11 protein-coding genes and 1 tRNA gene are annotated in these 15,052 nt (G+C 53.2%); 8 read left to right on the top strand and 4 right to left on the bottom strand.

Translation table 11 applies throughout. The features are described 5' to 3' along the window. The first annotated feature begins 1 nt into the window (after position 1). Positions 2 to 1,909: an ABC transporter permease gene (locus FF011L_RS05290; RefSeq protein WP_246109758.1), complete on the top strand. Its 1,908-nt coding sequence runs from the start codon at positions 2 to 4 to the stop codon at positions 1,907 to 1,909. Further along, positions 1,906 to 3,849, top strand: a complete 1,944-nt coding sequence (locus tag FF011L_RS26755; RefSeq protein WP_246109757.1) for an IRE (iron responsive element) — start codon at positions 1,906 to 1,908, stop codon at positions 3,847 to 3,849. The genes FF011L_RS05290 and FF011L_RS26755 overlap by 4 nt, the downstream gene beginning before the upstream one ends. Positions 3,850 to 3,958: 109 nt before the next feature. Here the strand turns inward: FF011L_RS26755 and FF011L_RS05280 are convergent, their stop codons facing one another. Then, a complete protein-coding gene (locus FF011L_RS05280; RefSeq protein WP_145350637.1) occupies positions 3,959 to 4,402 on the bottom strand; it encodes a hypothetical protein in 444 nt (147 codons plus the stop codon). 1,343 nt (positions 4,403 to 5,745) lie between these two features. On the opposite strand from FF011L_RS05280, the gene FF011L_RS05275 reads away from it, so the two are divergent. The 3 genes from FF011L_RS05275 (at position 5,746) to FF011L_RS05265 (ending at position 7,354) form a co-directional block, all read left to right on the top strand. Continuing rightward, on the top strand, positions 5,746 to 6,264 hold the full coding sequence (locus FF011L_RS05275) for a four helix bundle protein (RefSeq protein ID WP_145350636.1): 519 nt from the start codon (positions 5,746 to 5,748) through the stop codon (positions 6,262 to 6,264). An 83-nt stretch (positions 6,265 to 6,347) separates the two neighbouring features. After that, positions 6,348 to 6,872 carry a four helix bundle protein gene (locus FF011L_RS05270; protein ID WP_145350635.1) on the top strand — a complete coding sequence of 175 codons (525 nt, stop codon included), beginning with the start codon at positions 6,348 to 6,350 and terminating at the stop codon, positions 6,870 to 6,872. Next, on the top strand, positions 6,869 to 7,354 hold the full coding sequence (locus tag FF011L_RS05265) for a hypothetical protein (protein ID WP_145350634.1): 486 nt from the start codon (positions 6,869 to 6,871) through the stop codon (positions 7,352 to 7,354). The genes FF011L_RS05270 and FF011L_RS05265 overlap by 4 nt, the downstream gene beginning before the upstream one ends. Before the next feature lie 11 nt (positions 7,355 to 7,365). Here FF011L_RS05265 and FF011L_RS05260 read toward each other — a convergent pair whose 3' ends face one another. Continuing rightward, a complete protein-coding gene (locus tag FF011L_RS05260) occupies positions 7,366 to 7,593 on the bottom strand; it encodes a hypothetical protein (protein ID WP_145350633.1) in 228 nt (75 codons plus the stop codon). Positions 7,594 to 9,151: 1,558 nt separating this feature from the next. On the opposite strand from FF011L_RS05260, the gene FF011L_RS05255 reads away from it, so the two are divergent. From FF011L_RS05255 to FF011L_RS05245, 3 genes are all read left to right on the top strand, one after another. Beyond that, positions 9,152 to 9,601, top strand: coding sequence for a hypothetical protein (locus FF011L_RS05255; RefSeq protein WP_145350632.1), 450 nt, complete (start codon positions 9,152 to 9,154; stop codon positions 9,599 to 9,601). Positions 9,602 to 9,892: 291 nt separating this feature from the next. Further along, complete coding sequence (locus tag FF011L_RS05250) at positions 9,893 to 10,225, top strand: hypothetical protein (protein WP_145350631.1); 333 nt, start codon at positions 9,893 to 9,895, stop codon at positions 10,223 to 10,225. A gap of 1,001 nt (positions 10,226 to 11,226) precedes the next feature. Beyond that, a complete protein-coding gene (locus tag FF011L_RS05245) occupies positions 11,227 to 12,744 on the top strand; it encodes a glycoside hydrolase family 140 protein (protein ID WP_145350630.1) in 1,518 nt (505 codons plus the stop codon). A 648-nt stretch (positions 12,745 to 13,392) separates the two neighbouring features. Here the strand turns inward: FF011L_RS05245 and FF011L_RS05240 are convergent. Both FF011L_RS05240 and FF011L_RS05235 read right to left on the bottom strand, forming a co-directional pair. Continuing rightward, positions 13,393 to 13,466, bottom strand: a tRNA-Met gene (locus tag FF011L_RS05240). A 161-nt stretch (positions 13,467 to 13,627) separates the two neighbouring features. Continuing rightward, complete coding sequence (locus FF011L_RS05235; protein ID WP_145350629.1) at positions 13,628 to 15,046, bottom strand: 2-oxo acid dehydrogenase subunit E2; 1,419 nt, start codon at positions 15,044 to 15,046, stop codon at positions 13,628 to 13,630. Positions 15,047 to 15,052: the final 6 nt, after the last annotated feature.

The raw sequence follows: 15,052 nt of genomic DNA, 5'->3' as shown, positions 1-15,052 counted from the left end.
CATGATGACGCTTCAGCCTGAAGATTTTTGGACGTACAGCGAATGGCTGCTTCGTCCTAATGCTTTTTTACAAAGTGCACTGCTGCAAGGAATCGTTCTGATCCTGATGGCGATTGTCGCCGGACTGATCGTCGGCTATTTCATCGCGGCACTTCGCAAAGGCCCCAGCGAAGGTTTCTATTCGGTGGCTCGCGTCATTCGCGAACTGTTTACGAAAGACCTGCCCGGAACCTCGGTTGCTCGAGTTTACGCACTAAGTCGCCTAGCCTTTAAAGAAGCGATTCGCCGCAAAGTCCTTGTGGTCGCCGCCATTTTTGTGGTTGGTTTACTTTTTGCCGGTTGGTACCTAAATCCCAGCAGCAACGACCCTGCTAGGCTTTACATCAGCTTTGTGCTGACAGCGACGAACTATCTGATTTTGATTCTGGCATTATTTATCAGTGCTTTCAGCCTGCCAGCGGATATTCAAAACAAGACGATCTACACCATTGTCACCAAGCCCGTCCGAGCCACTGAAATTGTGCTTGGTAGGATCGGTGGATTTGTCGCCGTGGGAACGTGCTTGCTTGCTCCAATGGGCATCGCCAGCTATTTCTTTGTGACTCGCGGGCTGGACCATGACCATGCTGGCGTCGAACAGATCGAGCAACTGCCCGATGGTACGTTTGTTGGCAAGACAACCTTTGATCGCAATCATCAACACACCTTCACGCTCTTCGAGGACGAAGAGGGCAACCTGATCGGTGAAACCAATGTCGCTCGCGGCCATCAACACACGATCCGCCGCGACAAAGGTTCGGAAGATTACGTTATCTCCGCACCCCTTGGTGGCTTAACCGCTCGAGTCCCCTCTTATGGCGATCTTTATTTCCTCAGCCGCGACGGCCAGGAAAGCAGCCAGGGGATCGACACCGGCTACGAAAAAACGAGTGGTGGATACGGTAGTGCTGGTTTGGAACGTTTGTTTGGCAAAACCAGCCAAGCCAAACGTATCGAATTCGGGTATGTCGAAGGGGGAAGCCTGGGAGCCGGGATCTATACGTTCTACAACGTGACTCCTGATCGTTACCAAGATTTCATCACCCTGCAGTTCAACTTGCGAGCCTACCGTGCTCACAAGGGAATCATCGACCAAGGCTTGCGAGCAACGATCACGCTGCGGAACCCTGAAACGGGAGCCGTCAGCGATCCACGCACCTTTGTCGTCCAGGAATACCAAGTCGACGAATACCAGTTGCCTCTCACCATCGAAGGAAACGACGGAGAGGAAAATCGCGAACTGAATGTTTTCGAAGACTTGGTTACCGAAGACGGAACACTACAGCTAGAACTGCGTTGCTTGGACCGCGGACAATACCTCGGCATGACACGCGGAGACGTTTTCTTGCGTCCTCACGAAACGTCGTTTGCCTGGAACCTGACCAAGGCCTACTTCTCGATCTGGCTGCAGATGGTCATGGTGATTTCCTTTGGCGTCATGTTCAGTACTTTCCTGAACGGGCCGGTCGCGATGCTGATGACCTTTGTCTGCGTATTGATGGGGTTCTCCGCCGAACGGATCTACGACGTCCGGCATTACCTCGATACGAACCAAGACATGGGAGGTGGGCCGGTTGAATCATTGATCCGCTTGGTACGCCAGGATGCGATGACGACCGAACTGGACGTCGATCCATTGACGGCGAAAATCGTAAAAGGAATCGACTTGGTCGCGGTCTATAGCATGGACGCGTTGGCCACTTCGCTTCCCAACCTGCCGAAGATGTTAGAAACAGCGGAATACGCAGCGGGTGGCTTTGACATCTTTGACAGCCTGCTGTTAAGGCATGCGACCACAACGTTCTGCTACTTTTTACTCGCGTTCTTAATTAGTTACTTCTGTCTTAAGACTAGGGAGATCGCAGCATGAACCTATCGCACGGTCTTACAAATAAGCTGGTCTACTTGGCCATCCTTATCCTCATGCTGATCCCCCTGTTTCTGCTCGGGCAACCGAACAGTGGCGAGGAACAGTCCGGAGGACAACTAACGCAAATGCGAGATGATTTTGAAATCTCCGAGGCCGACCTTGGAGAAATCAATCCCGCCAGCGAAACGATGAAACTAAGTTCTTTGGGACTTCGTGGAGTCGCTGCGACGATGCTGTGGAACAAAGCACACGAGCACAAGATCCATCACGAATGGGATCGCCTCCGTGCGACGTTGAACAACATCACCCTGCTACAACCACACTTCGAAAAGGTCTGGGAATTCCAAGCTCACAACATGAGCTTCAATGTTTCGGCTGAATTCGATGATTACCGCCAACGCTATGAATGGGTCATCGGCGGGACCGAGTATCTGGAAAAAGGAGTTCGCCAGAACCGTAAGGCTCCGGTACTCGTCTGGACCACCGGATGGTACTACGGGCAAAAAATTGGACGGTCGGATGAACACACCCAGTTCCGTCGCCTCTTCCGTGATGACACTCCACTACACGAGCGGATTCGCGAAGAAGGAATTGACCTGGACAGCAACGAGAGCCTCGGCCCAGATCGCAAACCGGACAACTGGCTGGTCGGTCGGCAATGGCTGAATCGCGGTTACGAACTAACGCGTGCCGGCGGGGTTCCTCTGCGCCGCAAAACACCTCTGCATTACTACGAAACCGGTCCAAAATGGTTATTCAACCACGCGATCGCCATCGAGGAAGAAGGGGACCTTACCGTAGCTGCCCAGCGTGCTTGGCAGAACGCCAGCGATGGCTGGGATGCCTACAGCCAGGAAACGATTCCGACCACTGCAGAATTCACTATTCGTCTTGGCGAAGAAGGGGAACTGGAACAGCGGATCGTCGACCTGCAAGCTGAACTGGACTCCATTTCCTCCGATGCCAGAGAACGCTTGCTCAAGGAAGCCAAAGAAAAATTGTCGGCAACCGAACGCGAACTACTTGCGATGGACCGCAATGACCTGGTTTCCGAACAACAGCTGGAATTTGATCGACTACAGGAAGCGGTCAAACCTTCCGCTCAGTTGATCGCGAAGCAGTTACCGGACGCCCAACAACTACGAGCTATCGAACTAACGGACGAACTGCAATTGGCACGACGGCGTTTAGAGAAGGTAGAGGGTTACCGCCAACAAGTGAACTTTGAGTACTGGGAAACGCGAGCTCTAGCCGAGCAGACCGACACCATGCTGGAAGCGCGTCGCTTGGTCTATGAAGCGGACCAACTGAACAAAGAAGCGGAACTAGATGAAGCGATCGAGAAGTACGAATTGGCCTGGGTCAAATGGGCAGAGGTCTTCGAGCAGTTCCCATTGCTCATGTTTGACGCCGCAAGTGACGACCTACCCGATTCGCTCGCACGTTACCAACGGGCTATCGAACGGGAAGATTACCCAGACGATTTCCCACTAAAACGATTCGTGGATGCTAGAGATTCCGGAGCGAACACAGGCGAGGAATATGAAACCTTGCTTGATCAGCAACGTGAACTGAACGAAGAGCAACGGCAGAAAGACCTGTTGAAAATCGACTTCAGGGAAATGATCAAGGGAGCTCAAAAGGCAACTTCGGGTGCCCCGAAAGCAGATGACACAACTGCAGAACCTCCAAAGCCTTCAAGCGAAGAAGAAGAATCCAAAAAGGATTCCACCGACGACGCGAAGATGAGCGATGAAAAACCTGCAGACGAAAAACCTGCAGACGAGAAACCTGCAGACGAGAAACCTGCAGACGAGAAACCTGCAGACGAAAAACCTGCAGACGAGAAACCTGCAGACGAGAAACCTGCAGACGAAAAACCTGCAGATGAGAAACCTGCAGATGAGAAACCTGCAGACGAGAAACCTGCAGACGAGTAGTGGAAAAACGCGGTCGCGAGATTCGAATCGCCCAGCCTAACGCTGGTGATTCGAATCGGCACCGCTGTCTGCACCGTGGCTATCGGTTACCCAGCAGCCAGTTCGTCGCTTAGCGCGAAGGCTGCTCTGCTGGCAAACCGTCTTCCGACAGCAGCGAATCGGCATAGGCGATAACGTTTCCCTCGCTCCACTGACGTTGGTCTATTCCGCCATGGTAGTCGGGCCCCGCATGCCTTTTTGAAGCGTAAAAGACAACTTGGCCACACGGCAGATCGAGCAAGAGAAGCAGAGGCTGATCGAGGCTCCATCCCCACCGAAACGGCAGTCCGGAAACGGTCAAAATTCGACAGATGGCTTTTGTCGGGACCGGCGTCAGCGAAGCGGCACTCACGCCATTTGCGAAATCCGCTTTCCTCACATCGACGATTGCTTTCTGCGCCTGCAAGAGTGCTGTCGCTAGCTTGCCCTCAACTCCCTTTTCAGCCAGCACTGCGAAAACCGCGTTAGTCTTGCCTACGTTTGTCCCGTAAAGAACCGTTGTTGCTGCCCACATCCTATTAAAAATCTCGCTGCTTCTATTTACGCAGGCAGCCCAAGAACCTCTGCGGCTGCCACTGCCTGCCCTCTTGTCAGTGACAACGCATAGATTTTAACGACACCGTTACTTCAAGGGGCAGCCCTGCGGCCATAATGACCATTTTCAGAAACATAAAATGGAGGCGAGAGCCCCCCCTTATGAACGCAAAGCACTGTCACCCGAAGCATTAACCAGTTGCCCCCCCTCTCTGCCAGCGAAGCTTCGCCTTTCGAAAGAAGCACCGTTTCGAAACTTGCCACTACGGACCACTTCTCACGCGAGTCATCGAGAGCAGCAAGTGCGCATTTCAGCAAACCTTTCCGACCGCCCCAGCCCCCCACCCAAAGTATTTCAGCCGCCCATCGCTCCCTCGCCAGCCATGTTTGTCAGCACACAACTTTCGTTGGACGAGCCTATCGCCGCACAATCGCCAACCCATCATTCCACAAGTTCAATAGGCAGAGAGCGAACAGCAGACAAGCGACTTCAGGCCCGCGCAGGCATCACAAATCAACGCCGAGCATCGATAGCGCAAGTCACCTCGTAAAATCCCAGAGAAAAAACCATCCCTTCGGGGGGATCCGACTATCCAGGGAGCAGCCATGGTATAAAAGGGATTTATGCCCTGAATGGTCCAAGGCATAAACATTTTCCTATCCGGACCGTCCGGGAATAATGGAACGTTCTGGCAATATGCCGAACCCAACTCGTTGCCGAGCGATGCCGCTAATATTTGACGACAATAGAAACTCCAATCCTTGGTGGCGCAGGACTGTGCGAAGGTGTACACCAAGGTTCTCGCTAAAGTTGCTTCTTGCCGTTCCGTTGCTCGTTGCCGTGTACCTGGCCGTCGGCAAGGCAACTCGAGAATACGGGCCGAACGCCGTTGCGAGTTTCCTGGATGTAGAGCAAGGGTACGGGAATCCTGGCTACGTTGCACCGTTCGTGCTGGAATTCTGGACAATGAGCACAGACGGCAGCACTGCTGACGTGCGAATGGATTACTACCTCTGGTTATTCGGGTGGGTTATTGAGACACCAATCAGTCGCACCCAAACAACTGCCATGGGACCTACGAGAAAAATCGGCGACATAATTCGCGAAAGTTCGATTAGCACGTTTGTGAACGATTTCGGCGACCAAAAGGCAGAACCACCGGATGCACGTGAGTCGCCTCGCTGAATTTATTGAAGTGGTGAATCGTTCGCGGTGACCACGTGATCCCCAACGTTCTGGCACGAAGCGCGCATCGTGCTCGTGCTCGTGCTCGTGCTCGTAATCGTAATCGTAATCGTAATCGTAATCGAAATGGGGCTTTGATGAACGATCCAATCTTCGACCACGATCGGCTCGATGTTTATCGTCTCTCGATCGAATACGTTGCTGATGCATTTGACGTTTGCAAATCGCTCAGCGGATTGCATCGTCACGCCCGCGACCAATGGCTTCGCGCCGCCCAGTCGATTCCGCTGAATATCGCCGAGGGCAACGGCAAACGAAGCTTGAAGGATCGTGCTCGATTTTTCGACATAGCTCGCGGTTCGTCGTTTGAATGCGCGGCGATTCAAGATGTCTTGGTCGCGACTGGTGGGGTGAACGACTCAACGAGTCGCGACTTAAAGTCCAAGCTCAAGCGAATCGTGGCAATGTTGACCCGGATGGCCATGAAATTTGACGGCGTCAAAGAACCTTCGGTAGACTATGCCGTGGCGATCGATTACGAGCACGAGCACCGCGATGCTGAGCACGAGCACGAAATCGGGCCAGATCCAAGACGTGCACCCGAGGACGGCTTGCGAGGTTTTACTAATGGAAAAACAATCGTCCGTCCCAGGTGACGGCTAGCGTTCTGGCACGAAGCGCGCATCGTGCTCGTGCTCAGTGAAACGGTGCTCGTGCTCGTAATCGAAATGGGGCTTTGATGAACGATCCAATCTTCGACCACGATCGGCTCGATGTTTATCGTCTCTCGATCGAATACGTTGCTGATGCATTTGACGTTTGCAAATCGCTCAGCGGATTGCATCGTCACGCCCGCGACCAATGGCTTCGCGCCGCCCAGTCGATTCCGCTGAATATCGCCGAGGGCAACGGCAAACGAAGCTTGAAGGATCGTGCTCGATTTTTCGACATAGCTCGCGGCTCGTCGTTTGAATGTGCGGCGATTCAAGATGTCTTGGTCGCGACTGGTGGGGTGAACGACTCAACGAGTCGCGACTTAAAGTCCAAGCTCAAGCGAATCGTGGCAATGTTGACCCGGATGGCCATGAAATTTGACGGCGCCAAAGAACCTTCGGTAGACTATGCCGTGGCGATCGATTACGAGCACGAGCACCGCGATGCTGAGCACGAGCACGAGCACGAAATCGGGCCAGATCCAAGCCGTTCACCCGAGGACGGCTACCGCTCCCCGATGCAATCAAAAACGATGGAGTCGAATCGTTGACCCTTAATCACTTGATCCGCTTAGTGGTAACAATGGTCGCTGGCAGCGGCCTTTGTGCTGCAGAGGCAAAGCAGCAAATGACCGTCACATTAGACGTCTCGAAAGCGACAATTCTAGTTGATGGCGAACTACCGCTGAGATACATGACCGCCGCTATGGACGCAGTGACCGACCTGGGATACGACGGCGCTACGGCTTCGCAGGTCACAGCAGCCGAACAGGCTTTGTCGCCGACGGGCGTGTCGTTTACTGTTCACATCGAAACCGATACCGTCACATTTCGCTCGTTACGGCCAGTGCCCACCAAGGTCGTGATCTGCTTCCTCCAGCGATTGGATTCAGCGTCAATCAGTAACGTGCGTTTCGCGACGCTTGACGCCGAGGGAGCGAACAAATGCGATACACCATCCAATGCATCCGAGCCGTCGAATCAAGTCGTTTCGCCAGTGAAAGACCTCTCGCGCCGGCCAGGTGACCAGTAGCGTTCTCGCACTTACAAACGACACATATGCTCGATCGTTCCGATCAAATCACTCGCAACGAGCGCCACGACGACCTTGTTGCCGAAGACGCGCGATTCGACGGTTAAATGATCGTCGACTCTGCTTTCGTTGGATGCGACTTTTACTGGGGATCGTTCTTCATGGCGAAGTTCGTTCGTACAAACTTTCAATAGCGGATCGGGGCCATGGTCGCGGTTTCGGTTTGACCGCGTCTTCATTGATGGCAGTGCTCACCCTGCTGCCGGGCTCAGACGCAGGGAGCGTCTCAAATGAACCGTTGCCGCCGTCCTTACTTTCGCGTGTTTCGCATCTTTCGCGGTTGTAATTCTTTCTGACAATGCGGATTCGTGTGCAGTCAGTTTTCAACCGCGAAATTAACGAAACAAACGAAAGGACAATTCCCGTGCGAGATCATGCACGGACGAATTTATCGCGAGGTGGTGCGATCGGTAAACTCACAATAGCGGATTGGGACGATGGTCGCGTTTTCGGCTTGGCCGCGTCTTCATTGATGGCAGTGCTCACCCTGCTGCCGCGAACCGTTGCCGGGCTCAGACGCAGGGAGCGTCTCAAAAAATGCCGTCACTGCCGTCCTTACTTTCGCGTATTTCGCATCTTTCGCGGTTGTAATTCTTTCTGACAATTCGGATTCGTGTGCAGTCATGTTTCAACCGCGAAATTAACGAAACAAACGAAAGGACAATTCCCGTGCAAGATCATGTACGGACAAATTTGTCGCGAGGTAGTCCGATGAGTAAACTCACGATAACGGATCAGGGCCATGGTCGCGGTTTCGAAGTTCCCGAACGCCAACGGACCAACAGATGCAGTCGAGCCCTCGAGTGTCTCTTGGGCAATGGCTGTACAAACGCTCGGACCGGGTCATGCCTGACGTTCGTTAAGTGAAGAATTCTTCCATCGCCCCATTATGGGCAGGGCAAATGACTGACGCGCTCGGTTTCGGTTTAGCCGCGTCTTCATTGATAGCAGTGCTCGCACTGCGGTCCCGAACCGTTGCCGGGTTCAGGCACGGGCTGCGTATCAGATGAGTCGTTGCCGCCATCCTTACTTTCGCGTGTTTCGCATCTTTCGCGGTTGCAATTCTTTCTGGGAATGCGGATTAGTGTGTAGTCATGTTTCAACCGCGAAATGAACGAAACAAGCGAAAGGACAATTCCCGTGCGGGATCATGTGCGGACAAATTTGTCGCGAGGTGGTGCGATCGGTAAACTCACGATAACGGACCGGGCCATGGTCGCTCTTTCGCATCTCCCAGACACCAACGGACCAACGTACCTTTGCACTTTTCGTGATAGCCTAAGGCCGCAGAACAGGCAGCGTTTTTTTTCGAGGCAGATTAAATGATCGCATCTATTCGCGAAATTAGCGTTATTAGCGGGCAATATTGAGCGCATATATTGCCCGCGAATGCCGCTAATCTACGCGAATGAGACTGCTGACAATGTGAAGTCGACGTTGATGCAAGTTGATGCTGCTGCATGAATCGGTGTCGCTGTTTGTTGCTCGGCACTGAACCGGCGGATATGCTAAGGGGATGCAATATCGATGCGACGGGTGATTTGTTCGCTGTGCAGGAAACCGACCACAAGAACCATGGTGCGCACTCGAGCGGCGGCAGGATCTTTTTGTGCAAGCAACATCGCTGATCACCGTCGCATGACCACCAACGTTCTGCCTGACTAGACTTATGGCTGATCTGAAATTTCAATGCGTCCGATTGAGCTCGCTACTCGAGTGAAAACAAGGAACAAATCAATGTCACGGATCAAGCTGCTTTTCGTTGCCGTCGTGACCGCGAGCCTGATCGCTGGGACCGCGACTTCTGCTTTCGCGATATGGATTGAGCTTCAATCGGCTTCAGTTCCGCTCTCCAATGACTACCCTGAGTACGCACGTCAACAAATCTGGAAGGCTTTCGAGACCGAGAACTGCGACTTCATTGATGGCCACTCTACCCTGCGAGTCACTACTTTAAACTTTTCCGGTGACACGACGGCGGTCAACAAACTGCTTCTGGAACTTGCCAACTGCCCCGCCGCTTCGGTCGCCGTTTCTTTCGAGAAGATCAAAAACAAATGCGATTGGCGGATCGTTCATTCCGTGACAGGCAATAAGTTTCGCGTTATTATCAACCTGGAGTCAAACCAAATTGAACTTGAACAACTCACGATCCCGCCTGCCAACGGCCCTGATTTGAAGCGATAGCTTTGCATTCAACTGAACCATGTCGTGCACGGGAGGACGGCATAAGTTTTTCAAATGGAATCTACGTTGGGCGTCGTATGACGCGAGTTTTGGCAATGGCACCCCCTCACGACGCGAACGGACTACCGCCAGCGTAATTCCGCAAAAAAAATGTGTTGACTCCAGTGGCAAAAAAGATGGTGTGATTCAAGAAACGCAATAATACCGGTGGTCTACGTGTTGCACCAACGCGATCCCCCCTGAAACGTTTAATCCAGAACTTCCATTCTTGCCCGACTGGTAAATTCATAGATGACCAACACCAAAATGGAATGCTCGAAATGCGGTTCATCCATTCTTGAATCGACCGCCGGTCAGAATAGTGGGCTATGCAAAACCTGCGTTGCTGGGCCAAAGATCGAAACGGTTGCTGAGGGAATGGAACTTGGAATGCGACTGCTGCTCGGATTATTCTTTGCTGCATTGGTGGGCACGATTGGCTATGGAATCGGATCGTTTCTCGGAACCATTGGCGGTATTATTGTCACAATTCCATTTGCATTTTTTGGATTCGTCTACGGTTGCTTTTGCGTGGAAATTAATGCAATTATTCGGACTCTACTTCCATTTATTTCCGATCCCTGACGCCGATGGTGGAACAACAAGAGAATTCCAAGCAATCTCTTTCTCGTTTTCTAACAATTCTTACCAAAATCTGCGCCCTGCTCCTTTGGGTTAGCGGCCTTATCTATCGCTGGGCTGCATTTTTTATCGTCCCAGAATCACCCGAAACACACTTGGATTAGCTATGGCCGCACTTGGATTCGTTTTCGGTATAACAGGCATGACTTTTGGCCTCGCTGGCATGGCGATCGCGATGTCTGCACTCGCAAAGTTAAAAGAACTCGACACCCGCATTACAAAACTGGACTCAAACCTCTGACACGGAACGGGCTAACCCCGTCGCTGCATACCGCGCATACAGGTTGCAGGACAGGCAGCGTTTTCTTCGCGGCAGATTAAATGGGCGCATCTATTCGCGAAATTAGCGTTATTAGCGGGCAATATTGAGCGCATACATTGCCCGCGAATGCCGCTAATCTACGTGAATGATACTGGCCGTGATGCGCGGTCGACGTTGATGCGTTTTATTGTTGCTTCACGAATCGGTGCCGTTGCTTGTTGCTCTGTCCTGATCCGGCGAGCAGGCGTTAGACGAGGTGCCCCCGATTGGAAATTTGATCGATTGCGGCTTGGACACGCGAATCGAGTACGAGCACCGCGTTGCTGAGCACGAGCACGAGTAATCCGTTGTTCTGCCTCGTCTCGGCCGGTATCTTGTGATTGCTCGAAGGCGATTCGATTGGCGTTCCGCTTCGCCGATCCAAACCCGCGTAAGAACGACTTGGTGCATCCTAATGGCGAGGCTGGACGTTTCACGAAGACGAACTCAGCCTTCCGCACCCAGCCGACCTCTGCAGCAACATGCACGGTCAACGACTCAGCGCCTGACAATCAATCCCGCAATCCCGCGTGAAGAAAATTCCTTAGGTGGTTACCCGTTATCGCGTACGTTGCGATCGGATATTTCCTGCCCGGAATTCTTCCGTGACGGACATAAATGAAATACCAAAAGGTCAACCATCATGATGAAATCCTTCCTGCTTTGCCTCGTATTACTCGTCATGCTTGGACTTCCCGATTCCGGAAAATTAGGGGCCGACGATTTTGCCAGCTTGCGAGTGAGCGAAAACGGTCGCTTTCTGGTCCAGGAAGATGGATCAGGATTCTTCCCCGTTGCCGACACGGCTTGGGCAATTGGATGGCAGTTAAAACGCGACCAGGTTGAGAGATACCTGCAACGTCGCAAAGACCAGAATTTCAATACGATCGCGTTGATCGCCTTTCCAGGCGTTGAAGGCAACGTCGTCATCCCCAATGTGTACGGCGACCATGCCTTCAAGATCAGCGGATCTGGCGCATGGGATCCTCTACAGCCCATTACAACACCAGGAAAGAATCCCGAGGATTCGGCTCAATACGATTACTGGGACCATCTGGAATACATCATCGACACTGCGGAATCCAAAGGGATGGCTGCGATCTTACTGCCAGCATGGGGTGTCTGTGTGGCGGGGGACTGGGCGAATGGGAAAGCAACGCGAGATCTTATCTTTGACGAGACCAGCGGCTATCAATACAGCCATTGGATTGGCGAACGGTTCAAGAACAAGAAAAATATCATTTGGATGATCGGCGGTGACCGCAGCGCCGTATACGGCGAGAAAGATTATCGAAAAGTGTTTGGAGCAATGGCCGAGGGCATTGCCGATGGTGTCAATGGAATCAACCAGCCGAATCAGGAAGCCGACTACAGCACAACCTTAATGAGTTACCACCCGAGGAAATGGCAGCCTAATTCTTCCGAGTGGTTCCACAACGAGCCCTGGCTGGACTTCAATTCGATGCAGGATCAGCCAAGTGACCAGATTACGGCGACCGAGTTGGACTATAAATTGTTACCAGCCAAACCAACATGGCTGTTCGAAGGTGGTTACGAATTCCGCAGAAACATTTACAAAGATTGGCAGATTCGTTTCCAGTCGTATCAAACCGTTTTCGCTGGCGGTTTTGGTGTGACTTACGGCAGTATGAATATCTACCATTTCAACAGTGCCGTGGCAGCCTCGGACGAGTCCATCACACTAGACAAATCCAGAAAATGGGAGGCCAGCCTGGATGAGCCAGGGGCGATGGACATGCAGCACCTGTTTCGCCTGATGACGTCCATGAGCAATGAACAATTCCTTGACCGCATTCCTGACCAGTCCCTTATTGAAGGCAGCACCGGCGGCATGGAGGGAAGCGAAGGCATTCGCTCAAACCGGCTTCAAGCGACTCGCGGATCGAAAGGCGATTACGCCATGGTTTACAACGCCAATGGTCGCAATTTCTCAGTGAGAATGGACCGCCTGTCGGCTCCGGAGATGAACGCATTCTGGTTCAATCCACGCACCGGGAAGTGGCAGGTCGAAGACCAGGATCACACGGATAGACAGCCATTCAAAAAGAGCATTCCCAGCGGCCCTGCGGCACCCGTTCAGGAATTTGACCCACCGGGTGCAGAGGGCGACGGCAATGACTGGGTGTTGTTACTGAACTGAGCAAAGTCACGTCGGCAAAAACGATTGGAAAGGGATTGCCCATGGATACCGATTGTGGATGGCGATGCCGCACACCGTATTTTGCCCGCAAATGGTGACAATCTAGGGGAACGATTTCGTTCGTGATGTGCGGTCGCCCCTAACACGCGATGACGCCGCGACATGACTCGGGGCCGTTTATTGTTGCTTGGCTCCGTGCCGGCCCTTATGTTAAGGGCTTGCAAGGTCAATGCGACAGGCAAATCATTCGTCATGCATAAGCCAATCGCAAGAGCTGCTTGTTTGCCCCGTTTGCCCCGTTGTTCGACATGGAACCCGGCGGCAGATTGATTCGGTTTGGAGGATAGACAGCGAGCAGGACCTCATCTAGGGCCAATGCCACCGAGCTGTCGCGAGAGCCTATAGAATTATCCTGGCCCTGGGTGGTCATGCATTGCCGAAGAGAGGGCAATGTCGCGGGGGACGCCTGTGGTCCTGGACGCGACACCTAGAGAGACTCCCGCTTTGATCCATACCGAACTATTCTGTATGGAGCTTTTCAGTACCGAGGTTTTCAGTACGGCTCTGATTTTTAGCGGGGTCGTTTATTGCTTTGGCGGCAACGCTGAAAAGCGTTGCCGGACTGCAAATCACTGCAATTTTTTCAAATAGCGGAAGAGGGACTCGAACCCCCGACACGCGGATTATGATTCCGCTGCTCTAACCAGCTGAGCTATTCCGCCGCACTTCTTACTCCGCCCTCTGCGTCCAAATGATACTTGAACGCCTACGCCAAAGGCTGAGGGCCGAATTTTAACGAAAAATTGAGCGGCGAAAAGCGGTTGCCGCTCGATCTTTTTTGTTTTCCCGATTTATCGGTTTCCTTTGCCTGCTGCAAGTCCCTTTAGAGGGCCAACAACAGACGGCTGGGAGCTTCCAAGTAACCGATAACATCGTTTAGGAACCGAGCTGCGGTCCCTCCATCGACCAAGCGATGATCATAGGAAAGGCTAAGCGGCATCATCAGGCGAGGCTGGATGGTGTCATCCGGCATCACGACTGGTAGCTTGCGACTTCGGCCGACCAACAAAATCGCGACCTCAGGGACATTCACAATCGGCGTGCTGTATTGGCCGCCGATGGCTCCCAGGTTGCTGATCGTGAAAGTTCCGCCACGCAGGTCGTTCAAGCCGAACTGACCGTTTCGCACTTTGGCCGCCATTTCAGCGAGGCCTCGGGCGACATCGGGAATCCCGCTGCGATCGACATCTGGCATCACTGGAACAACCAAACCGCGATCGGTGTCGACTGCGATCCCGATGTTGACGTAGTCCTTGTAAACGACCTGTCCGTTTTCTTCATCAATGACCGCATTGATCGCGGGATGATGACGCAAGGCGGTCGCAACGGCTTTGATCAAAAAGGGCATCGTGGTCAATTTGATGCCTTGAGCAGCGTAATCTTCTTTGCTGCTGCCACGTAGACGTTCGAGGTCCGTAATATCGGCATCATCGAAGTTGGTGACACGCGGTACCGTCGACCAGCTCTGGTGCATCTGAGCCGCGATCGTTTTGCGCATCTTGGTCATTCGCTCGACGCGAACCGGTCCAAACGCGTCACTCGATGCATCGCCTGGAAGGGCTTCTGCACCTGGAACAGCCGGAGCTGCTGGCGATGGAGCCTTAACGACGACGCCACTGCGAGCCGCTTCACTGGCGTGCCGCACAACGGCAAGCACATCTTCACGTGTGATCCGGCCGGCAGCACCACTCCCTTGGACGGTCGACAGATCGACCCCCACTTCGCGAGCCAGACGTCGAATCGCCGGTCCCGCTGCAATCGGGGCTCCATCGCTAACAGGAGCTGCAGGAGCAGCAGGCGGCGGCGTAGGTGCGACGGGCTCTGGAGCCGGCGCGACAGGGGCAGCCGGTGCAGGTGCCGCTGGGGCTTCAGCAACAGGAGCTTCTTGTGCAGCAGGTTCCTGCGCGGCAGGTTCGGGTGCAGCAGGTTCTGGCGTGGGCGGTTCCGGCGTTGCTGCAGGAGCCGCAGGTTCAGGAGCCGCCGATCCCGCGTCTGCAGCGGCTGCTGCATCCACCTTCAGCAACACGCCACCGATGGGAACGGTATCACCGATCTTTACGACAACCTCGACCACTTTACCGCCTACCGACGAAGAAACCGGAACGGTCGCTTTGTCGGTTTCCATTTCTACAATATCTTGGCCGGCGGTGATCTGATCGCCTTCGGAAACCAAAATTTCCAGGACATCACCCGAGTCGATTCCTTCACTCAGCTCCGGCAGTTTTACTTCTTCAGTAGCCATTAATAT

The organism is Roseimaritima multifibrata (assembly GCF_007741495.1).
GTDB classification, from domain to species: domain Bacteria; phylum Planctomycetota; class Planctomycetia; order Pirellulales; family Pirellulaceae; genus Roseimaritima; species Roseimaritima multifibrata.
This window is presented reverse-complemented; position numbering and strand designations above follow the sequence as displayed.